This is a genomic window from Vagococcus xieshaowenii, from assembly GCF_004792515.1.
In the GTDB taxonomy this organism is placed as follows: Bacteria; Bacillota; Bacilli; order Lactobacillales; family Vagococcaceae; genus Vagococcus_A; species Vagococcus_A xieshaowenii.
The window spans coordinates 1711955-1733453 of the sequence record NZ_CP038865.1; the positions used below are offsets into that span (position 1 = coordinate 1711955).

Genomic DNA, 21499 nt, shown 5'->3' on the forward strand with positions numbered 1-21499 from the left:
TTCACAACCCGTTTTTAGCTAATTGGAAAAGATTAAGGAAAAACTTAATTTATCACATATGTTCTAAAAAAGAGGCTCTATGACAAAATTCTGTCACAGAGCCTCTTTACAAAATAAACAGTACTCCAAAAGCAACCCACACCTTCAAGCACTTTACCCAATCCGGCTTTCAGGTACTGCTTTTTCGGCAATATGTTGTAACTCTCAAAAATTGTTGCACAATTTTCATTGTCACACGCATATTGCTCAAAAGCAACCCACACCTTCAAGCACTTTACCCAATCCGGCTTTTGAGTGCAGTCCTTCGGAAGTTTCTCTTAACCGTTTAAAAATTTAAAAACAATTTTTAGCCGTTCTTCGATATTTCTAAGGCCTAAACGCACTCGCAAGCACTTTTAATTATAAAAAATTTCTTGTACGGCATGGCTTACGGCGATTTTAACATGTTCATACGTTAATCCGCCTTGAACATATAAGCGATATGGTGGGCGAATAGGGCCATCTGATGTTAATTCTAAGCTAGCACCTTGAATAAAGGTTCCAGCTGCCATGATTACATCGTCTTCATATCCAGGCATATAAGCTGGAACTGGCGAGACATGAGCATCTACAGGAGAAAATGTTTGAATGGCTTGCGCAAATTTAATCATTTTTTCTTTTTCTTCCAATTCAACCATTTGAATAAGATCCGTTCTTGGTTCATCCCATTTAGGAGTCGAAACGACATCAAATTCTTCTAACAAAGCCGATGTAAAAATTGCGCCTTGAATCGCTTGGCTCACAGCATGTGGTGCCAAGAAGAATCCTTGAAACATTTCATGAACCGTATCTAGCATTGCCCCAGCTTCTTTTCCGATTCCTGGCGTCGTCAATCGATAGGCACATTTTTCAATTAAGTCTTTATTCCCCACAATATAGCCACCAATTTTCGCTAAGCCACCACCTGGGTTTTTAATTAAAGAGCCAGCCATTAAATCTGCGCCAACTTGTGTCGGTTCCAACGTTTCAGCAAATTCACCATAACAATTATCCACAAAAACAATCGCTTCAGGATAATGTTCTTTAACAAAACGAATCATCTCTTCGATTTTTTCAATCGTAAAGGATGGACGTTGGTCATACCCGCGTGAACGTTGAATCGCGAAGACTTTTGTTTTAGCCGTTGCTTTTTCTTTCACACCTTCAAAATCAACACTACCATCAGCTAATAACTCAACATGGTCATAACCGATATTATATTCCTTGAACGAACCAATACCGTTACCTGTCACACCCACGACTTCTAATAAAGTATCATATGGTGTGCCAGTAATATACAATAAATCATCTCCTGGACGTAACACACCAAACAACGCAGTCGAAATCGCGTGCGTCCCTGAGATTAATTGTGGACGAACGATACAATCTTCAGCCCCGAAAACTTCAGCGTATACTGCTTCTAATGCTTCACGCCCCATATCGTCATAACCATAGCCTGTTGACTTATTAAAATGACTTTCTGATACTTTATGTTTTCTAAACGCTGCTAACACTTTTGCCTGGTTATTTAACGCCACTTCTTGCATTTCTAAACGACGTGTACCAATTTTTTTATCGACCGTCTTGATTTTTTCTAATAATTCTGTTGATAACCCTTCATTCCAACTCATCTTATGCCTCCTCTTTCTTTCCCCATTTTGATTCTTTTGATGCATAGCCCGTTACAAGATAATTGCCTGTCGTTTCATCGTATTCTTGTGAAAGCATTAAGGTTTGTTGTGCTAACTCCATCAATTCTTTCCCTTGAGCCGGCGTTAATTCTAATCGGTAAGGTTCAAAAATTTGTTTCAGCTGTTCAATGATGGCTTGTTCAATGATGGCGATACTGTCTGGATCATTGGCTGAAATTTGACAGCTTGGAAACAGCGTAGGTGCAAACAAATGATCTTCAACTAAGTCCATTTTGTTATAAACAGTTAACACAGGAATCCCATCCATCTCCAAATCTTTCATTAGCTCCATTACTGTTTGTTCTTGTAAATGACGATCTTCAGAACTTGCATCTACTACGTGTAACAACAAGTCCATCCCACGACTTTCTTCAAGTGTCGACTGGAAAGCTTCAATTAATTGTGTCGGTAAGTCTTGAATGAATCCTACCGTGTCTGTCACAGTAACGCCCATGGAATCATTTAATTTCCATTTTTTTGTTAACGGATCTAGTGTGGCAAACAATTCATCTTTAGAATATGTCCCCGCATTCGTTAAGAGATTTAGCAATGTTGATTTTCCAGCATTGGTATAACCAATTAAACCAATTTGAAAGACATTAGAGTTTTTACGTTTTTGACGATTACGTTCACGATGAGCCGCAACTTCCTTTAATTCACGTCGAATATTGGCAATCGTATCACGAATATGACGACGGTCTGTTTCTAATTTTGTTTCACCAGGTCCACGTGTCCCAATGCCTCCTCCAAGACGAGACAATTCTGCATTACTCCCAACTAAACGTGGAAGCATATAACTCATTTGAGCTAGCTCTACTTGCAATTGTCCCTCTTTTGAACGGGCACGTAAGGCAAAAATATCTAAAATCAATTGCACACGGTCTAATACACGAACGCCCACTTCAGCTTCAATATTTCGGCCTTGACGTGGTGTCAATTCATGATTAAAAATTACTAAATCAATTTCATGTGCCTCAACTAACTGTTGAATTTCTTCTAACTTTCCTTTACCAACAATCGTCTGACGATTAATCGCCTGTAATTTTTGTGTGACTTCTAATACTACTTCACCATGAGCCGTCTTTACTAAATTTTTTAATTCGATCATCGATTCTTCAAAATGTCTAAAATTTTCTGGGTTTTCAACCCCTACTAGTAGAACGCGTTCAGTCATGCGTCCCTCCTTCCGAAGCTAGCCATTTACTAATGGCTGCTTCTAATTCAGTTTGTTTCTCTGGATACTGTACTAAATCCCACCATTCAACAGGCATGCGATTTCTAAACCATGTTAATTGACGTTTCGCATAGCGACGTGAATTTTGTTTAACTTGCTCAATAGCTTCTTCTAATGACATACGACCATCTAAATAAGGAAAAAATTCTTTGTACCCAATTCCTTGGGCACCTTGAACGTGTCGCTTATCCGCTAATAGCTGGACTTCTTCCATTAACCCTTGTGTCATCATCATATCCACACGTTGATTGATGCGCTCATATAGCAGTTCACGATCTGTGGTTAACCCAATAAGCTTAACATCATACAAGGCATTTTCTAAGTTAGAAAAATCTACTTGTTGATCGGTTATACTACATCCAAACAACTCTTTTAATTCTATTGCACGAATAACACGACGTGTGTTATTTTCATGAATAATTGCAGCTGCCTCAGGATCAATTTGTTGAAGATACTGCCACGGTTTATTACGTCCTTCTGTCAACATGATTGTCTCCCATTTATCGCGAAAAGCTTGTTTTTCATCTTCGGTAACAGTTCCTTCATTGGCGCCTAATTCAAAATCAAACAGTAACGATTGAATATATAAACCTGTACCGCCCACGATTATTGGCGTTTTACCACGTGAAATAATCTCTTCAATATATCGACGTGCTCCTTGTTGAAAATCACTGGCAGAATAACTACCTTCAAGAGGAATTTCATCTAATAAATAATGTGGAATCCCTGCTTGTTCTTCTTTGGTTGCTTTGGCTGTCCCAATATCAAGTTGTTGATAGACTTGTAAGGAATCTCCACTAATAATTTCACCATTAAATGTTTGTGCTAAAGAAACACTAAGGGCGGTCTTACCTACAGCAGTTGGCCCTACAATTACCATTAATTTAGGTTTTGTCATACTATTTTTGCCACTCATTTCTTAACGCTACTGCTGTTCTAGGATAGTCCGTCATAATACCTGATACACCATACTTGAAACAGAATAACATTTGATCTTTTTTATTTACTGTCCATGGTCGTAATGCTTTTGAAAATGTTGAAACCTGTTCAGGATGCTCTTCCAGCCAAGTGATTTTAGGATGTATGCCGGTAATATTTCTAGTCAACAAACCATAATCAATCATTTCTTGATCTGCAAATGTAATTAACGCGTTAGGCACTTCTGGTGCTATTTTTTCAAGAATAACCAATGTGCCTACATTAAAACTCGAATACATAAAACTAAACGGCCATATATCAGATATCATCCACTCATGAATACGTGTTTCAATCTCAGGATAGTGGATTTTATCTGTTTTAATCTCTATATTTAAGATGCCTTTAAAATTCAATTGCTTCAAAAAGTAAGTCACTTCTTCTAACGTCGGAACAATCGTTTCGTCATATTCTTCTGAAAACCAGCTACCTGCATTAAACGATTGTATCTCTTTCTTCGTCAAGTCCATCACGCGACCTGTTCCCGTTGTCGTCCGATCAATCGTTTCATCATGAATCACCATTAAGTGGCCGTCTTTAGAAACATGAACATCTAGTTCAATCCCGTCCGCATCAGCCAACACAGCTTCTTCAAAAGCAGGCAAGGTGTTTTCTGGATGTGTACCTTTACTTCCACGATGTGCAAAAACTTTCGTCAACATCTTCCCACCTCATTTACTCATTATTATCCAGCGATTCTTCTTGTTGGTTCAACCACGTTTCGTACTCTTCATATCGTTGATCGATTAATTTTTTTACGATTTGATAATTCTCTTCAGAATAGATGACCCCTTGATAAAATGTTTCAAAACCTTCTAAGTGTTTCAATGAAGGCATTAAGGCTTCATAGTCTTCTAGGTAATTGCCATAATCTCGTGAATATAATTCTTTTTCTAAATAATAAGCATTTGCAAACCTTGCACCTGTTTCATTAAAATCTTCTGCCATAATAGTGCCGTCAAAAAACGTCATTAATATATCAAAGGCATCTAACATCGTTAGTTTCAATTTCATTTGTATTGCTGGATATTCCTCATTTAATTCTGAGCCCGAAAAGCCGTTTTCAGCCATCCAGCGAAAAAAGAAAGCAATATGAACGCCACCCTGTTCATTAGGTAATTCTTTAGGATAGTCTGGTACTTCATAATGCCAAATTGCTTTATCAATTGCCATGATTGTTCTCCTTATTATAATTATTAGTTACAATGATGCCCTCACCACATAATTCTTCACACTCTATTATATGATGAAACGTCAGAAAATACATCATTGACTATCTCAAAACTTCAATTTATGCATTAAAATCAGTCTATCATCTGTTTTTACAAGTTAATGAGAAAAAAGATGATAACAAACACTATTATTCGTAAAAAAGGAGCTATGACAAAAATTGTCACAGCTCCTTAATAACGCTATTAAGCTTATATTTCTAAATCTAAACCTTCTTCAACTTCTTCGGTTACCGTTACTGCGCCATTACCAATTCCATACGCACTACGAACAGCATTATAAATTTCATCCATAATTTCTGTATTATCTAATAAGAATTGTTTAGCATTTTCACGTCCTTGTCCCATACGTTCTTCTTTATATGAGTACCACGCACCACTTTTATCGACAATATCGATATCCGCTGCCATATCTAATAACTCACCAACCATTGAAATCCCTTGACCGTACATAATGTCTACTTCAACTTGTTTAAATGGTGGGGCTACTTTATTCTTCACTACTTTAATACGTGTACGGTTACCAATAATATCTGTACCGTTTTTAATTTGTTCTGCACGACGAACTTCTAAACGAATCGTTGAATAGAACTTCAATGCACGACCACCTGGTGTTGTTTCTGGGTTACCAAACATTACACCAATTTTCTCACGAATTTGGTTAATGAAAATAGCAATAGTTTTTGTTTTATTAATCGTTCCTGATAACTTACGTAGTGCTTGAGACATTAAACGGGCTTGTAGACCCATATGAGAATCACCCATCTCACCATCGATTTCAGCACGAGGAACTAACGCTGCCACAGAGTCAATAATAATAATATCAATCGCACCACTTGTTACTAAAGCTTCAGCAATCTCTAATCCTTGCTCCCCTGTATCTGGTTGAGAAAGTAATAATTCGTCAATATTAACACCTAATTTAGCTGCGTATGCTGGATCTAACGCATGCTCGGCATCGATAAACGCTGCAGTTCCACCTTGTTTTTGCACTTCAGCAATAGCATGTAGTGCCACAGTCGTCTTACCAGAACTTTCTGGACCGTATACTTCAATGATACGTCCACGAGGATAGCCACCTACACCTAACGCAACGTCTAACGCAATAGAGCCACTTGAAACGGTTGAAATTTGTGTATCAACTTTTTCACCTAGCTTCATAATTGAACCTTTACCAAAGTTTTTCTCTATCTTCTTTAACGCCGCATCTAGAGCGACTTTACGATCATCTGCCAATATATGATCCTCCTTCTAATTCACGATTATAATATAATGATACGTTTTTCTATTCAAAAAAGCAAGTAAAAAAGCGAACAAACATTCGATTATTTTTTATTTAGCAATTCTATTCGTAAACTATTCAACCCATTCATCATCGCACTATGCTGAATATACGTACGGTCACGAGTAAAACGATACGCTTGTGTTTGAACGGTTCCATCAGGTTTTGCTAAAGCAATCCAGGTTGTCCCTACAGCTTTGCCTTCCACCTCACTAGGACCGGCTACACCCGTTAGCGATAAAGCATAATCTGCCCCAGTCAAACGACGCGTGTTGACTGCCATCTCTTTTGCGCACTCACGACTCACTGCACCATGTTTAGCTAATGTCGCCTCTTCCACCCCTAATAACTGTTGTTTCATCTCATTTGAGTATGTCACAAAGCCTCCGACAAACACTTCGGAAACACCAGGCAACTGCCCCAACGTACTTTGGACAAGGCCAGCTGTTAAACTTTCCGCCACAGCGAGTGTTGCATGGGAATCTTTTAATGCTTGTACGGTTTCTTTCACTAAACTATTTTCTTCACCATAACCATAAAAATAATCACCGACTAACGCCATAATACGCTTTTCTAATGAATCTAATAATTGATTGGCTGCCAAATTATTTCTTGCTTGTGCCGTCAATCGTAAACGCACTTCATTTGGGGCTGCATAAGGCGCAATAGTTGGATTTGTTTGTCCGCTGATTTCATCAGCTAATACAGTGACTAATTGTGATTCTCCGATACCAAAGAAGCGCATAACACGTGAAAACAACTGATTATTTTGTGGCAATCTATCTTGTAATAATGGCACCGCTTCTTGAAGAAACATAGGTTTCATTTCACTTGGCGGTCCTGGTAATAATAAATAAGCGTTCGACGGTGTCTGATAAAAATCCCCCACAGCTAAACCTGTTGGATTAGTTAATGTTTGGCCGCCAACAAGAGATAAGGCCTGTTTACGGTTATTATCCGTTAATTCACGTCCCTGAATGGTAAAATGTTGGATGATCTTTTCCAATCCAGCCTGATCAATCGCTAATTCAGCATCCAAAAAATGAGCTAATGTTTCTCGGGTTAAGTCATCTTCTGTAGGACCTAGTCCACCTGTAAGGACAATCAAATCACTACGTTCAGTTGCTAATGATAGACAGTCATTTAGACGTTCCCTATTATCTCCCACAACTGTTTGAAAGTATATCTGATACCCTAATCCGGTTAATTGCTCTGACAAGAATGTCGCGTTTGTGTTAACAACTTGTCCCATCAATAGCTCTGTTCCCACTGCAATAATTTCTGCTCGCATGTTAGCACCTCTTCACTAATAATTACGGTAATTAATCCTCAATCTATTTATTTACTTTATTTTATCCTATTTCACTCAATATAAGGACTAAATTGCCCAAAATTTCTTTGTCCTTATTAAAACTGGCATCTATAACACCAAACTTACAGACCTCCAAAAGTTCCCAATATCCGTTAACTTTTGAAGGTCTATTATACTTTTATTCAAACAATCCAAGCCTAACTTTTTCACGGTTTATCATTGTTTTTAGCCAAATTCTTCTGTTCTTCAGCAATAACATTATATGTTCCTTCTGGATCACCAAACATGTCAACCTGTCCACGACTAATGTTATTCATTCCACCAATTCCTGTATCTACCATCTTATTCCATCCCTTAGTTGGCTCTTTTCCTTGTTGACGTAATAAACGATTTTTCTCACGTAACTTCTCACTTTTGGCTATTGCTTTTTTACGACGCTTGTCTTCCTTGTAATCAGCTATTTTATCAAAAACTGACATAATAATCTCTCCTCTCAAAAAGATCACAACTGACAATCACCTTCATATGTTCATTATACCATGTTTATTAAATAACAAACTAAAAAGCGGAGTTGTGACAAAAATTTGTCACAACTCCTTCATTTCTTGAATCTAAACTTTTTGCTCAGAACCCTGTTTAACTTAATGCTTCAAGATAGTTTATTATAAAACTTTCGTTATCCACCCTTCAGGCGCTTCTTTGTCGCCAAACTGAATAGCTGTCAATAAATCATATAATTTTCTTGTCACAGGTCCTACTTCTGTTTCTGAATAAAACACATGATAGTTATCTCCATGCTGAATACCTGCAATCGGTGAAATAACTGCTGCCGTACCACACGCACCTGCTTCTTCATACAAATCTAATTGTGAGACATAAATATCTTCTTGTGCAACAGGCATTCCTAATGCATGTTCAGCTAGATATAATAATGAATATTTCGTAATACTTGGCAAAATAGACGGTGAATCTGGTGTCACAAAACGACCATCTTTGGTAATTGCAAAAAAGTTCGCTGCGCCAACCTCTTCTATTTTAGTATGAGTTGCTGGGTCAAGATAAATACAATCGCTAAATGATCGTTGTTTTGCTTCTTTACCGGGCAATAAACTACTTGCATAATTGCCACCGACCTTAACCCCGCCTGTTCCTTGAGAGGCTGCACGGTCATATTCTGAAATAATAAAACTAGTTGGCGTCAGCCCACCTTTAAAATAAGCACCTACCGGGATGGCAAACACACCAAAAATATATTCATTAGCAGGAGCAACACCAATACTATCACCCACACCCATCACATAAGGACGCAAATAAAGTGTACCTCCAGTTCCATATGGCGGAATAAAACGTTCATTTGCTTTTACTACTTCTTTAACCGCTGATAAAAACTGCTCTTCCGACACTTCTGGCATCAATAAACGACGACAGCTTCTTTGCATACGCTTAGCATTTTCTTCTGGCCTAAATAGTTGCACCTCACCTGACTTCGTACGATAAGCTTTTAACCCTTCAAAGCATGATTGACCGTAGTGAATAACTGGTGACCCTTCACTGATACTTATTTGGTTATCTTCTGTCAGAATTCCCTCATCCCACTTACCATCTTTCCATGTAGCAACATATCTAATGTCTGTCTTAATATAAGAAAACCCTAAATTCTCCCAATCTAATTGAACGGCTTCTTTTTTTTCCAATGTCATCACTCCTTTTTAATTTATCATTAACTATTTTTTAATCATACCAGTTTTAAAAAAAATAACCAGAATAATTACCAAAAACAATGGGTAATTACTCTGATTATCATTAAGTATTTTTAATAACTAAGCCATAAAGAATATCAGCAGATTTCTCTGTATTATTTACAGCTACTTCAAAGCCTTCATAAATGTTTTTCCACTTGATAACGTTCATCACGTTATCTTCTTTTGTAATCAACTCTTTAATTAAAGAGCGATATAATGTATCTGTTTTTTCTTCAATTTCATTGACCAAATCAATTTTTGATTTCAAAATTTTTGATTGTTTAAATTTTGCAAATTCTTTTGTCGCTACGACTACAGCATGTGTGGCTTCCACAACATAACTTGCAATTTTATCTGTATCTGCGCGTAACTCAGTTACCGCATAAGTATCGAATAAATAAGTTAATGAATTAATTGCATCACAAATATTATCTAACTCTTCTGTAATTGAAACAATATCTTCACGATCAATCGGTGTCACAAATGAATGATTTAATTCATTCAAGATGTTATGAGAGATTTGATCTGCTTCACGTTCAATTTCATGTACTTCGTGTGTATAGGTTGCTACTTTATCTTCTGAGAAGTTATTGATTAACTCTTGCATTTTTTTAGCTGCTTGCTCACTCTTTTCAGCTAATTTTGTTAAATTTTCAAAGTAATTGAATTCTTTCCTTCTTGCCATTTCTCTATTCTCCTAGTCTAAAATATCTTCAAGAAAACCTTAGCCATCACATAAGCAATTAATCCTGCTCCTGGGAAAGTTAAGACCCATGCCAAAACCATACCTCGTACTACTGACCAATTCACACTCGACATACGTCTTGCGGCACCAACACCCATAATAGCTGTTGTTTTAGTATGAGTAGTTGAAACAGGAATACCTGTCCAAGAACAAATAAATAAGGTGATAACGGCACTTAAATCAGCTGAAAAACCTTGATAAGTTTCTAATTTTACCATGTCCATTCCGACAGACTTGATAATTTTCATGCCCCCTACTGATGTTCCAAATCCCATAATCAGTGAACAAATAACCATTACTTCAATTGGAATCGTGTAACCACCTGAACCATTTTCAACAAAGCCATTGTAAGAAAGACCTAACATAAACACACCCATAAATTTTTGACCATCTTGGGCACCATGTAAAAAGGCATTTCCTGCAGCAGCTAATGCTTGCCCTACGTTAAAGAATTTATTCGTTTTGCGTCGATCTGCGTTTCTGCATAAGAAAGTGATAATCGACACAACAAGATAACCGCCGATAAATCCTGAACTCGTAGAGAAAAGTAAACCAAAAATAACTTTTTTCCATTCATCCATATTAACAGCGTGAATACCTGAAAGAGCCATAGCAGCCCCAGTTAATCCCGCAATTAACGCATGACTTTCACTCGTTGGCATCGCATAATACCACGAAAGAACCGCCCACACCACGATGGCAAATAGCGCTGCGGCCAATGCTACCTGTGCGTTATGCTGATTCGTTCCAAAGTCGGCAATGTTGCTAATTGTCTCAGCTACCGTCGCGTTTAAGAACGTCATGACCACTACACCTAAAAAGTTCATGACAACTGCCATACCAATTGCCACATTTGGTTTCAACACGCGCGTTGAAATAGCTGTTGCAATTGCATTTGGAGCATCTGTCCAACCGTTAACAAAAATCGAGCCCATAACAAGAATAACTGTTATGATTAACGCAAGATTGACTGTCCCGGCTGAAAAATCAATACTACCCAAAACTCCCACCTACCTATTTAATTTTATTAACGTCATTATTCATATTTTTCTACTATAATAGTGTTCCATACAAACATTTCCATTATAGTTGTTTTTTAGTTATATTTCCATAAATATTTTTCAATATCTTTTTTTGTTACAAGCGTTACAAATTCACTTTATACAGCAAAATATTATTGCAAATCGAAAACTAATTAGGTATAATGAAGAATGTTGAATTGTGTCTGTTTTCAGTACAATTAGAACTTAGAATAATTGGAGGTGAAATACATGCCAAATATCGAATCTGCAATCAAACGCGTACGTACTGCTAATAAATCTAACGGTTTAAACGCTTCTCAAAAAAGCGCAATGCGTACTGCTATCAAAAACTTTGATCAAGCTGTAGAAGCTGGTGCTGATAACGTAGCTGAATTACAAAATGCAGCTAACAAAGCTATCGACATGGCTGCATCTAAAGGATTAATCCACAAAAACAAAGCTAGTCGTGATAAAGCTCGTCTACATGCGAAAATGACTAAAGCTAACTAATGACTAAAGATAAGAGAAGATTGTCTTCTCTTTTTTTTATGCTTTTTTTCACAAAAATGCCTAGCCGTTCGATGAGGATTGAATCGTTATTATTTACTACATAAGTAAATAATTAAATATTTTGTTAGGGTTGTTGTTTGGCGTGTTCATATACTAATCCTTAGTTGTACATTTTTGTGACAAAATGTTAAAGGTATTAAGAATATTTTATTTGTTTTTCTTGAACGTTCTTTCACATAAACGAATTGAGTAATATTTTTTTATATGTTAGGATGAATAAAAAGGATTTTCTGGAGGTATGGCTACATGCGAAAAAAAATAATTACTGTTTTATTAGCAATTATTTTTATTGAACTAATTATTTTATCAGTTACGATGCTAACTAAAAATAACCATAATCAAAAAAGTCACCCACAACTTCATAAAAATGAAGTATTAGTTGACTCTAGTCAATTAAATGTTAACAAAATTGATGAATCAGAAATTATCAAACGTAATAAACAAACACCTGATACCTCCTCTTGGATAAAAAGCGAAGACCCAATTGAATTTCCCATCATTGCTTATTCTCATGTAGAAAATCATGAAATGGAAAACAGTCTCCACATCGACTATTTCAAACAACAGCTTGAATGGTTAGAAAAAAATAATTATTATACTCTTACTCCTCAAGAAGCGATGGAAGTTTTCACTTCAAATAAGAAACCTGCTGAAAAAATTGTCTGGTTAACATTTGATGACGGCTATTATTCACAATATAAACTTGTTTATCCGTTACTACAACAACTTAACATGCAGGCAACGATTAATTATTTACCCAATATATCTGGCAGTATCGCTTTTTTAAATATATACGACATCCAAGAAATGATGACTAATGGTGAAATATCCATCGGAAGTGGCACCTTAAATGGCAATAGTTTACTTGATTTAGATGTTACAACAAGAACAAGAGAATTGAAGGATTCTAAACAGACATTGGATCAGTTACTTCATCAAGACACCACTGTCGTTGCCTATCCCAATAATGACTACAACGATGAGATCTTAGCTCTTGCAAAAGATGTTGGATACACAATAGGATTAACTACTAACGCGGGACTTGCATCAAAAAGCGATGGTCTCCTAACATTAGATCGTATCCAAATAAATGAGAATATTTCAACTGATAAATTCGCAAAATTAATTGAAGAAACTTATTAAGGGATGAGATTATGATAACAAAAAAAGCAAAACTAATCATTGACTATGAAATGACCGATGGCGGTTGTAACGCATGTGTGCCTTTCAAAGCTGAAATAGCTAAATTAATAATTGGTGATCAAACTATTATGGTAGGGGAATTAACACCCGAAGCTCTGATTATGACCATTGCTATCAAAGAAGGCTTCCGGCAAGAAATGAAATATGACGTACTAGATGACTATATTTTATTCACTTCTAATCAGTCAAATATTAAACAAACTGAAGATTTTATTCATCTACATTATCACAATTTGAACGGTTCAAACTATTCTATCAAAAAATTTTACCAAGAAAAAAATGACTTATTAGCACATGTTAACCATGTATTAGTCGAGGTATTTGATTTATATCCTATCGATTTTTAATATTAATTACCCATTTTTTAGACTTTTATCTAAAAATGGGTTTTTTTAAGAAAAAAGAGACACTTTCTTCTTGATTTTATCTTAGTATTATGAGAATATAATTAGTAAGATTAGAAAACAATTAGATTGTTTCTTCTAATCTTCTTTCTTCAAGAGTTTCCCCTATAAGTGAGTAGCAGAGTTTCATCGTCTCTGTCTACTCTTTTTTGGGCTTTAAAACACTAACTAAACAGACATTAACCCAAAAACAGGAGGGGCTAATGTCTGTTTCTTTTTTCTGTTTCCCCCAGCAACTTAATGATGAGATAAAAATCAGTCCTAAGCACCATTATCATTCCATCATAGCTTGTTATAATTAATGTAATAAAACAACAATATAAGGAGTGACGTTCAATGAATCGTTACGGAATTAATAGTATTATAAGACTAATTGTCTTACTATTCGCTCTATCAATTGGCTTAATATTGGTCGGTAAATTAATTGGGTTTACCTTAAAAATTTTACTACCCTTTGTTATCATCTACATCATCGTCAAACTATTAGAAAATTGGAGAATGCAGCGCCGTTATAAAAACCCACACTAGCCAACTAGTGTGGGGTTTACTTTTATCTTCAGTTCATCTAACCTAATGCGACATCTAAAATCATCATAATCACAAAACCTGTCATAACACCAAATACGCCATAATGTGCGCCTTTAGTTGTCGTTTGTTGTGCTTCAGGAATTAATTCTTCTACCACAACATAAATCATCGCGCCTGCTGCAAACGCCAACGCATACGGTAATATCGATGTCATATGTGCAACTAATAACGCACCGGCAATCCCAGCCATAGGTTCTACTAATCCTGACGCTTGACCGTATAAAAATGATTTCCAACGACTCAAGCCTTCTTGTCTAAGAGGGATTGAAACTGCTGCTCCTTCAGGAAAGTTTTGAATCCCAATTCCAATTGCAACTGCCATCGCACCTAACACAGCTTGTGCAGGATTATCAGCTGAAGCCGCAGCACCAAACGCTACCCCAACAGCTAGCCCTTCCGGTATGTTATGTAACGTAATCGAAAAAACTAACAATACCGTTCTCTTCAAATGACTTGGCATTCCTTCTTGTTCTTGATTATCACCAAAGTGCATATGAGGAATCACTCTATCGGCTAAATATAAAAATAAGCCTCCTAAAATAAAGCCAATCCCCACGACTAACCAAGGAATATCTCCATTTTCACGCGCACGTTCAATCGCTGGATCAAGTAACGACCAAAAACTAGCCGCAATCATCACACCTGAAGCAAAACCTAACATCAAATTAAGCACATCTTTTTTTATTTCTTTAAAGAAAAACACTAACGCAGCACCTAACGCTGTCATACCATAAGTAAATGCCGTACCAGCCAACGCCTGTTGCCATGGTGCTAAATTAACAAACCATTCTGTCATCCTGACACACCCCTTCTCATCATCTCCACTTAATCATATCATAAGCGTTTAATTTAGGGATAGTTTTTAACTAAACATTAGTTGTTAAAGAATAAACGAGGTGACATCTTATATAACCAAGTAAGCATAATAGCAGTGACTACCGCTGTTGCTAGTCCACTTCCTCCATTCATCACAAGTGAAAATAGAATCGGTGACATCCCCCAAAGCGCATATTGCCCCCAGAACACAACCCCTGCTACAAAATGCCAGAAAAATCTTGCGAATGTGCCAATAAACACACCTGCTACTAACCATTTCAATGAATCTTTTGTCTCCTTACTAGCTAAAAATCGTTTAGACACTAAACCTGCCATGCCTGCCATTGGAAAGGCGATAATATATTCAATTAACACCTGACTCACTGATAAATAGGTAATTTGTCCAGTTGCAAAATGAAGAAATCCCCAAACTAATCCGGATAATAACCCTGGTAAGAGACCACGTTTTAAAGAGTAAATAGTTAGTGGAATCATTCCTAACGAAATAGTAAAACTTGATCCAATGGTGGTTGGAATAAAGGATAATATCATTGCCAAAGCGGCAATAATTGCTCCTTCTACACCTATTAAGATCTTACTTGATGATGTTGCTGATTGTTTCATAAAAAAATCCTCCTTAATTGTATAGACGATACCATACAACAAAGGAGGAGTATAACGTTCACGTTGATACTCCATCACAATTCCTACGCGTGTCTTAACACTACAGGTTCAAGGGTATGATCTCAGCCAGTTGGCACCCCTTTGTGATGGTCGTTCTATTAAAATGTACCTTAATTATGATACAAGCATCTGAAAAAGTCAACAACTTAAGAGGCACTGTATCTCAAAATAAATAACTCAAATAGCAATTCTTTATCCATTTGTCCGGTCTTTGTTAGCCAGTCATTTTCAGCTAGCGTATCATAAAGTTGTCCTAATACTTTCAAGTCATACGCACGGACTTGCTGCATGGCTAATTGCACACGATATGGATGAACTTTTAACACATCCGCCATGTTACTCTTTTGATAGCCCATTCCTAACATAATTTTCACTTGAATTAATAAGCGAATATGTTGTAATAGAATCGCCGATATTTTGATAGTATCTTCTCCTTGAAGCAATAATTCTTGATGCAAACGTAAACTTTTTTCAGGTTGTTTTTTCATGACATAATCAACCATCTCAAAAATATTCTGCTCTAACGATTTCGCGACTAAGCTTTCAACAATAGGCTTGGTGATTTTTTTGCTCTCAAGAGAGAACAACATGATTTTATCCAACTCTGACATTACGCGAGATAATTGCATTTGGCACAGATATATTAAACTATCTAACGCTTCAGGTGTTATCTCATAATCACGTCCTTCGACGCTTTGACGAACATATTGTCGAAGTTCCTGTTCTTTCAAAGGCTCTACCGATATAACTGTCGCTTGTTTTTTTAGTTCTTTAACAATTTTTTTTCGACTGTCTAATTTATCATACGTCGCACATACCACTAAAATAGTCGAGTCCATTGGGGTAAGAATATAATCAAGCAACAGATCCGTATTATGCTCGATACTTACTTTGTGACGTTCGCCTGTTAAGAAATATGGATTGTCTAATTGAACCACTCGTTGATCACCAAAAAAAGGAATGGTATTGGCTTCTTCTATCGCAAGTGATAGAGGTAACTGCTCCATATCAAAACGGATAAAATTCATGTCATCATCTACTTCGGTCAGCACTGCCTGCTTTAATGTCGTCATAAATAAATCTGCTAAATATTGCTCTGAACCGACCAACAAGTAAACAGGTGCGAACTGACCTTTGCTTATTTTAGTTAATTCTTGTTGTAACGTCATGATTATCTTCCTTACTATTATTTTTCAATTATTATAACATAAACATACTAAGAGACTGACTAGAGGCGTGTAGTTATCTTACGATTTAACTCCCTAAGCTCACTCCTGTAGATAGTCACGAATAAGTGTCATAAAGACTTCTCCATAAGAATCATACTTTGCTTCTCCAACGCCTTTAATCGCTAGAAACGCTTCTTTTGATTTTGGACGGTAAGTCGCCATTTCTACTAAACTTTTATTATTAAAAATCACATAGGCTGGTAGTTGTTGTTCTTTGGCTAACGTTTTACGTAACAAAATTAACTCGTTATATAAGGATTCATTATCCTTCGTTACGACTAACTCTGTTGGCGGACTCTCTTTTGTCCCTGCCTTTACTTTAGCAGACTGATACGCTGTTTTTTTGCGCAACGGCATCCTTAATGTCGCACCATTTCCCAGCCAATCCATCCCTTTATCTGTCACGCTTAAGACATAGTAATTCAAGATATCCATCTCGATAAACGAATGATCTAATAAGTAATCAATTACCTCTGTTACCTCTGTTTTTGTATTATCCGCTAGACTCCCTAACCAATCAGAAGCAATCGGTGACGTCTCATTATCAACGGTTATTAATGACTGAATCACACGCTCTTTCCCAACCAGTCGGTGAGCTTGTTGCAACTCTGCTATATAACTGCACACTGCGTCCGCTTCTTTAGTAATATCTTTCTCATCGAAATCCGTTTGGCAATTCAAGCAATGCTGGCAATCTTCAGTTAATGTTTCATTAAAATAATTTAACATCACACGACGTAAACAACTGGTCGTCGTCGCATATTGAATCATCGCATCCAAAGATTTATTTTTATACAATCGTTGTTCATCACTTGTTTCATATAAATCAGAACTTGACACCAACATCTTACGATTCATCACGATATCTGCTCGTGAAAAAAGTAAAATACACGTTGCCGGTTCGCCATCTCGTCCGCCACGACCAGCCTCTTGATAATAGCTTTCTAGATCTTTAGGCATATTATAATGGATCACATGACGAACATCTGGCTTATTAATTCCCATACCAAATGCATTAGTGGCCACAATTACGTCTACTTCGCTAAAAATAAAAGCATCCTGATGACGGGTACGTTCTTCCCTTGTTAATCCCGCATGATAGTAGGTCGTTTTAACCCCTAAATCTGATAAAAAACCAGCGACTCTTTCGACTTCTTTTCTCGTGGATGCATAAATAATGATGCTTTCTCCTTCATGACGTTGCACATAATACTCAACAAACTTACGACGATTAGCCACAACTTCTACAGAAAAATAAAGATTCGGACGATCGTAACTATTCTTAATCACAAGAGGTTGGTTTAAACCTAAATACGCCAAAATATCGTGTTGCGTTTTGATATTAGCCGTTGCGGTGAACGCTGCAATGGTCGGTCGTTTATCAAATAGTTCAATGAATTCAGGGATAGCTAAGTAACTACTACGAAAATCATGCCCCCATTGAGAAAGACAATGTGCTTCATCGACCGCGATCATACTAATAGTCACTTCTTTGACGGCTTCTAAAAATTTAGGTGTCATCAAACGCTCCGGTGCGACATAGACAATTTTGTACATACCTTGACTCATATTGAATAATGCTTTGTTTATTTGATTGTCCGTTAGCGATGAATTAATATAGGCCCCACGAATACCTGCAGCAAGTAGTTCCCTGACTTGATCCTTCATTAAAGAAACCAATGGCGAAACAACTATACAAACACCTTCTGTCATTAATGCTGGTAGTTGATAGCAAATTGATTTTCCTGAACCTGTTGGCATGATGGCTAAAACATCTTGCTGCTTTGTAATAGCTTCAATCACTTCTAATTGCCCCGGTCTAAATGTTTCATATCCATAAATATTTGCCAATAGTTGTTCTGCTTGCTTCATGCCGTACACCTCTACTTTTTTATCATTCCTCCATTATACCTCAATTAAATATAAATACGACTAGTTAACCGCTAATCCCTTAAACTTAGATAATTTACCACTCAGTCCTGACCATTTACTATAAATCATTCCTTCTTGATCTAAACGGTGTGTCTCTACGGTATTCGTTAAAAGTGTTTGTAATACATCTGGATGAGGATGTCCAAAACGATTGTTTTCTCCACATGAAATAATCGCTAAATCTGGTTGAAGTTGTTTGACAAATGGCAGAGTTGTTGATGTTTTACTTCCATGATGGCCCACCTTTAACACATCAACCGTCAAGTCAGGATATTGATTTAACAATGCTTGTTCCCCTGGTGCTTCTAAATCTCCTGTAAATAAAAAGGATTGACCACCGATACTACTATATAATACCAAGGAATCATCATTACCCCCATCTGTCACTTGTTTAGGAGACAGTACCTTATACGTCATCTTCCCTACCTTAAATACATCCCCGTCTAATACTTTTTTACACACGATTGGCTGTCGACATGACCGAAGCTTCTTATAAAATGAAGCATTTGTTTCTAGTCCTTTTGGAAAAACAAGTTGCCTAACATTAACCGCCTCTACAACAGCAACTAAATCCCCCACATGATCATCATCTGCATGTGTACAACATAACGCATCAATTTGTGTGATTCCCCGACTTTTTAAGAACGGTAGTAACGTATAATGCACACCAGCAACAGTAGTAGATTGTTGCCACTCTTCTTTTTCAAAAGCCATCCTCCCACCTACATCAATAACCATTACTTTCCCATGAAAGGGCTCTTGAATAACTAGGCAATCGCCCTGACCCACATTGACAAATGCCACTATCCCTTGATAATTCAACCACTTATAGCTACAACAACTCACTAACATTATCCCTACTAAAGCCAAACTCTTCCGCCAATTAGTAGCTAATAAAATCAAGGATAGGACTAGACAACCAACACTTAGTAGTAATACCATTAGAGGGATTTTCCCTGTCACTATATGTAAGATTGGCAAATTGCCTAACCCTCTAAAGAGTAAATGAATTCCTTGAAATATCCCCTCCACAGATGTCGTAGCAAACGGCAGTAACAAGGTAGCGACAATAAGCGGTAACACTACCTGACACATAATAGGCAACAAGAAAAAACTAAAACAAAATGATAATAAGCGATTCTCATAAAAAAAATAACTGTTTAAAGGAAATGATAAACAAGCTAGTCCCAAACTCATAGCTAACGATTGTCGCCAGCCACTCTTCCAATATTGTTTAATCGCTGAATGTAAATAAATCAAACCAAACGTTAGATAAAATGAATAAATACCACCTATTGAAAAGACGGCTGTAGGTTTCAACAAAAAACTAACCAATAAACTTAACGACCAACAATCTAACGAGGAAAAACCTAGTCGATAATGGCGATTACGCGTGACTATGACATAGGCTAATAAGGCTCTAAGTACCGCAATACTTTCGCCAAATAAGACATATAATGCAAATAAATAACCCAATTCTAGTAGGTCTATCCACTCTAAAGCCAGTGGCGTACGTCTCAATATTTTCTTCCACATACCTGCAAAAAAAGACACATGCATGCCTGATAAACTAAATAGGTACATAATGCCTAATTTTTCAAATGCTTCTCGTTCATTACTGAATTCTTCCCCTTTATATCCTAACAATAAGCTTTTAACATACAAACGAGTATAATAGCCGAATGTATGATCAACATAATGAAGAAGCTGACTTCTTATATGACGAAAAAAAGCTAGCGGTGACCAACTTTTCTTTAGACCTATCACCTGAAGTTCATCGATATCTACTAATCGATAAATTCCTTGTTCAGACAAATAACGACGTGTATCAAAACCGTTCAGATTTTGTGGTCCTTTAGGCAAACTGAACACACCTGTTATACGAACGATTGTCTGTTGCGTTACCTGTTGGTACTTTTCTTTTTCTTCTTTAGATTTCAGTTGATAACGATAACGACTTTCCCCAGGTAGCCTAGGTGTTTTCCCATTAAACTGTAAATAGTCCCCTTTAATCGTTAATGTTTCAGGTTGAATCACTGTTTGCCATGTTTGAGGCGTAGCGACCAACTGTTCAACTTCATGGTCAGTCAATACAAAAAAACACGCGCTAAATGCGACGCCTACCAAGCTACTGATAATCAGCTTATGTTGGCGCGTCGTTATAACACGTGTTATCATTATTCCTAATAATACCCAAACAATGACTACTTGAAAATAACAAGCTGCGTATGCCATTATGACACTCATTGTCGGAAAAAATACGTACTGCCGTAACGAATGAATTTGTCTAAAATAATTATGGTAACGTATCGCTAGCTTTTGTTGTCTATTCTTCTCCATCTCCAAACTGTAATTCAGCGAAAAACTTTTTATCTAGTTCTACTTGATGAACTTCTGTTTGTGTTTGCTTTAATAACTGCAACGCATATTCGTCATTGCGATAGTTTTCTAAATAATGAATTTTTTTAATGCCTGCTTGAATAATCATCTTTGTACATTGTAGACAAGGAAAATGGGTCACATAAATTTCAGCACCATCAGTTGGTACCCCAAATTTTGCACATTGTAAGATGGCATTCATCTCTGCATGAATCGTGCGTACGCAATGATTATCTACGATATAGCAACCTTCATCAATACAATGAACATCACCACTCACTGATCCATTATAACCTCCCGCAATCACGCGTGAATCTCTTACAATTGTTGCACCAACGGCTAAACGTGTACACGTACTTCTCATTGCCAGCAATACACTTTGAGCCATGAAATATTGATTCCAAGGAATTCTTTCAAACGTCATTACTACTACCTCCTCAATTA

At 36.8% G+C, this 21499-nt stretch carries 21 protein-coding genes and 1 riboswitch; of the genes, 4 read left to right on the forward strand and 17 right to left on the reverse strand.

Annotated features, from left to right (window positions below; all coding sequences use genetic code 11):
- Nucleotides 1–395: 395 nt before the first annotated feature.
- The 11 genes from E4Z98_RS08245 to E4Z98_RS08295 all read right to left on the reverse strand — a co-directional run bounded on the left by E4Z98_RS08245 (nucleotide 396) and on the right by E4Z98_RS08295 (nucleotide 11163).
- A complete protein-coding gene (locus E4Z98_RS08245) occupies nucleotides 396–1649 on the reverse strand; it encodes a methionine gamma-lyase family protein (protein ID WP_135254228.1) in 1254 nt (417 codons plus the stop codon).
- 1 nt (nucleotide 1650) lies between these two features.
- On the reverse strand, nucleotides 1651–2883 hold the full coding sequence (hflX, locus tag E4Z98_RS08250) for a GTPase HflX (protein ID WP_135254227.1): 1233 nt from the start codon (nucleotides 2881–2883) through the stop codon (nucleotides 1651–1653).
- Nucleotides 2876–3841 (reverse strand): tRNA (adenosine(37)-N6)-dimethylallyltransferase MiaA, encoded by a 966-nt coding sequence (gene miaA / locus E4Z98_RS08255; protein ID WP_135254226.1) that lies wholly within the window; start codon nucleotides 3839–3841, stop codon nucleotides 2876–2878. The genes hflX and miaA overlap by 8 nt, the downstream gene beginning before the upstream one ends.
- Before the next feature lies 1 nt (nucleotide 3842).
- Nucleotides 3843–4580, reverse strand: a complete 738-nt coding sequence (locus tag E4Z98_RS08260) for a glycerophosphodiester phosphodiesterase (RefSeq protein ID WP_241856686.1) — start codon at nucleotides 4578–4580, stop codon at nucleotides 3843–3845.
- Nucleotides 4581–4593: 13 nt separating this feature from the next.
- Complete coding sequence (locus E4Z98_RS08265; protein WP_135254225.1) at nucleotides 4594–5091, reverse strand: DUF7832 domain-containing protein; 498 nt, start codon at nucleotides 5089–5091, stop codon at nucleotides 4594–4596.
- Between the two features lie 248 nt (nucleotides 5092–5339).
- Complete coding sequence (gene recA / locus E4Z98_RS08270) at nucleotides 5340–6383, reverse strand: recombinase RecA (RefSeq protein WP_135254224.1); 1044 nt, start codon at nucleotides 6381–6383, stop codon at nucleotides 5340–5342.
- 89 nt (nucleotides 6384–6472) lie between these two features.
- Nucleotides 6473–7720 carry a competence/damage-inducible protein A gene (locus tag E4Z98_RS08275; RefSeq protein ID WP_135254223.1) on the reverse strand — a complete coding sequence of 416 codons (1248 nt, stop codon included), beginning with the start codon at nucleotides 7718–7720 and terminating at the stop codon, nucleotides 6473–6475.
- Nucleotides 7721–7947: 227 nt separating this feature from the next.
- Complete coding sequence (locus E4Z98_RS08280; RefSeq protein WP_135254222.1) at nucleotides 7948–8220, reverse strand: hypothetical protein; 273 nt, start codon at nucleotides 8218–8220, stop codon at nucleotides 7948–7950.
- A gap of 183 nt (nucleotides 8221–8403) precedes the next feature.
- Nucleotides 8404–9435, reverse strand: coding sequence for a branched-chain amino acid aminotransferase (locus E4Z98_RS08285; RefSeq protein ID WP_241856688.1), 1032 nt, complete (start codon nucleotides 9433–9435; stop codon nucleotides 8404–8406).
- A gap of 109 nt (nucleotides 9436–9544) precedes the next feature.
- Nucleotides 9545–10168, reverse strand: coding sequence for a DUF47 domain-containing protein (locus E4Z98_RS08290; RefSeq protein WP_135254220.1), 624 nt, complete (start codon nucleotides 10166–10168; stop codon nucleotides 9545–9547).
- A gap of 17 nt (nucleotides 10169–10185) precedes the next feature.
- Complete coding sequence (locus E4Z98_RS08295) at nucleotides 10186–11163, reverse strand: inorganic phosphate transporter (protein ID WP_135254248.1); 978 nt, start codon at nucleotides 11161–11163, stop codon at nucleotides 10186–10188.
- A 336-nt stretch (nucleotides 11164–11499) separates the two neighbouring features.
- On the opposite strand from E4Z98_RS08295, the gene rpsT reads away from it, so the two are divergent.
- The 4 genes from rpsT to E4Z98_RS08315 all read left to right on the forward strand — a co-directional run bounded on the left by rpsT (nucleotide 11500) and on the right by E4Z98_RS08315 (nucleotide 13955).
- Entirely contained in the window at nucleotides 11500–11760 is a 261-nt protein-coding gene (rpsT, locus tag E4Z98_RS08300) for a 30S ribosomal protein S20 (RefSeq protein ID WP_135254219.1), read from the forward strand.
- Nucleotides 11761–12066: 306 nt separating this feature from the next.
- Nucleotides 12067–12963: a polysaccharide deacetylase family protein gene (locus tag E4Z98_RS08305; protein ID WP_135254218.1), complete on the forward strand. Its 897-nt coding sequence runs from the start codon at nucleotides 12067–12069 to the stop codon at nucleotides 12961–12963.
- An 11-nt stretch (nucleotides 12964–12974) separates the two neighbouring features.
- Nucleotides 12975–13370 (forward strand): DUF4809 family protein, encoded by a 396-nt coding sequence (locus E4Z98_RS08310; RefSeq protein WP_135254217.1) that lies wholly within the window; start codon nucleotides 12975–12977, stop codon nucleotides 13368–13370.
- A 393-nt stretch (nucleotides 13371–13763) separates the two neighbouring features.
- Complete coding sequence (locus E4Z98_RS08315; RefSeq protein WP_135254216.1) at nucleotides 13764–13955, forward strand: hypothetical protein; 192 nt, start codon at nucleotides 13764–13766, stop codon at nucleotides 13953–13955.
- Between the two features lie 37 nt (nucleotides 13956–13992).
- Here the strand turns inward: E4Z98_RS08315 and E4Z98_RS08320 are convergent, their stop codons facing one another.
- From E4Z98_RS08320 to E4Z98_RS08345, 6 genes are all read right to left on the reverse strand, one after another.
- Nucleotides 13993–14811, reverse strand: a complete 819-nt coding sequence (locus E4Z98_RS08320) for a ZIP family metal transporter (protein WP_135254215.1) — start codon at nucleotides 14809–14811, stop codon at nucleotides 13993–13995.
- 77 nt (nucleotides 14812–14888) lie between these two features.
- A complete protein-coding gene (gene thiT / locus E4Z98_RS08325; RefSeq protein WP_135254214.1) occupies nucleotides 14889–15455 on the reverse strand; it encodes an energy-coupled thiamine transporter ThiT in 567 nt (188 codons plus the stop codon).
- Nucleotides 15456–15518: 63 nt separating this feature from the next.
- A riboswitch (TPP riboswitch) is annotated at nucleotides 15519–15606 on the reverse strand.
- A gap of 55 nt (nucleotides 15607–15661) precedes the next feature.
- The gene (gene holA / locus E4Z98_RS08330; RefSeq protein ID WP_135254213.1) at nucleotides 15662–16684 is read right to left on the reverse strand and encodes a DNA polymerase III subunit delta; all 1023 of its coding nucleotides are present in this window, start codon (nucleotides 16682–16684) and stop codon (nucleotides 15662–15664) included.
- 99 nt (nucleotides 16685–16783) lie between these two features.
- On the reverse strand, nucleotides 16784–18616 hold the full coding sequence (recQ, locus tag E4Z98_RS08335) for a DNA helicase RecQ (protein WP_135254212.1): 1833 nt from the start codon (nucleotides 18614–18616) through the stop codon (nucleotides 16784–16786).
- A 60-nt stretch (nucleotides 18617–18676) separates the two neighbouring features.
- Nucleotides 18677–20911, reverse strand: a complete 2235-nt coding sequence (locus tag E4Z98_RS08340; protein ID WP_168182781.1) for a DNA internalization-related competence protein ComEC/Rec2 — start codon at nucleotides 20909–20911, stop codon at nucleotides 18677–18679.
- Nucleotides 20912–21002: 91 nt separating this feature from the next.
- The gene (locus tag E4Z98_RS08345) at nucleotides 21003–21479 is read right to left on the reverse strand and encodes a ComE operon protein 2 (protein ID WP_135254210.1); all 477 of its coding nucleotides are present in this window, start codon (nucleotides 21477–21479) and stop codon (nucleotides 21003–21005) included.
- Nucleotides 21480–21499: the final 20 nt, after the last annotated feature.

What these genes read in the sequence shown, in the direction of transcription:
- E4Z98_RS08245 (WP_135254228.1), bottom strand. Translation starts at nt 1,649, where the DNA reads ATGAGTTGGAATGAAGGGTTATCAACAGAATTATTAGAAAAAATCAAG.
- hflX (WP_135254227.1), bottom strand. Translation starts at nt 2,883, where the DNA reads ATGACTGAACGCGTTCTACTAGTAGGGGTTGAAAACCCAGAAAATTTT.
- miaA (WP_135254226.1), bottom strand. Translation starts at nt 3,841, where the DNA reads ATGACAAAACCTAAATTAATGGTAATTGTAGGGCCAACTGCTGTAGGT.
- E4Z98_RS08260 (WP_241856686.1), bottom strand. Translation starts at nt 4,580, where the DNA reads ATGTTGACGAAAGTTTTTGCACATCGTGGAAGTAAAGGTACACATCCA.
- E4Z98_RS08265 (WP_135254225.1), bottom strand. Translation starts at nt 5,091, where the DNA reads ATGGCAATTGATAAAGCAATTTGGCATTATGAAGTACCAGACTATCCT.
- E4Z98_RS08275 (WP_135254223.1), bottom strand. Translation starts at nt 7,720, where the DNA reads ATGCGAGCAGAAATTATTGCAGTGGGAACAGAGCTATTGATGGGACAA.
- E4Z98_RS08280 (WP_135254222.1), bottom strand. Translation starts at nt 8,220, where the DNA reads ATGTCAGTTTTTGATAAAATAGCTGATTACAAGGAAGACAAGCGTCGT.
- E4Z98_RS08290 (WP_135254220.1), bottom strand. Translation starts at nt 10,168, where the DNA reads ATGGCAAGAAGGAAAGAATTCAATTACTTTGAAAATTTAACAAAATTA.
- E4Z98_RS08295 (WP_135254248.1), bottom strand. Translation starts at nt 11,163, where the DNA reads ATGGGCTCGATTTTTGTTAACGGTTGGACAGATGCTCCAAATGCAATT.
- rpsT (WP_135254219.1), top strand. Translation starts at nt 11,500, where the DNA reads ATGCCAAATATCGAATCTGCAATCAAACGCGTACGTACTGCTAATAAA.
- E4Z98_RS08305 (WP_135254218.1), top strand. Translation starts at nt 12,067, where the DNA reads ATGCGAAAAAAAATAATTACTGTTTTATTAGCAATTATTTTTATTGAA.
- E4Z98_RS08310 (WP_135254217.1), top strand. Translation starts at nt 12,975, where the DNA reads ATGATAACAAAAAAAGCAAAACTAATCATTGACTATGAAATGACCGAT.
- E4Z98_RS08315 (WP_135254216.1), top strand. Translation starts at nt 13,764, where the DNA reads ATGAATCGTTACGGAATTAATAGTATTATAAGACTAATTGTCTTACTA.
- E4Z98_RS08320 (WP_135254215.1), bottom strand. Translation starts at nt 14,811, where the DNA reads ATGACAGAATGGTTTGTTAATTTAGCACCATGGCAACAGGCGTTGGCT.
- thiT (WP_135254214.1), bottom strand. Translation starts at nt 15,455, where the DNA reads ATGAAACAATCAGCAACATCATCAAGTAAGATCTTAATAGGTGTAGAA.
- holA (WP_135254213.1), bottom strand. Translation starts at nt 16,684, where the DNA reads ATGACGTTACAACAAGAATTAACTAAAATAAGCAAAGGTCAGTTCGCA.
- recQ (WP_135254212.1), bottom strand. Translation starts at nt 18,616, where the DNA reads ATGAAGCAAGCAGAACAACTATTGGCAAATATTTATGGATATGAAACA.
- E4Z98_RS08340 (WP_168182781.1), bottom strand. Translation starts at nt 20,911, where the DNA reads ATGGCATACGCAGCTTGTTATTTTCAAGTAGTCATTGTTTGGGTATTA.
- E4Z98_RS08345 (WP_135254210.1), bottom strand. Translation starts at nt 21,479, where the DNA reads ATGACGTTTGAAAGAATTCCTTGGAATCAATATTTCATGGCTCAAAGT.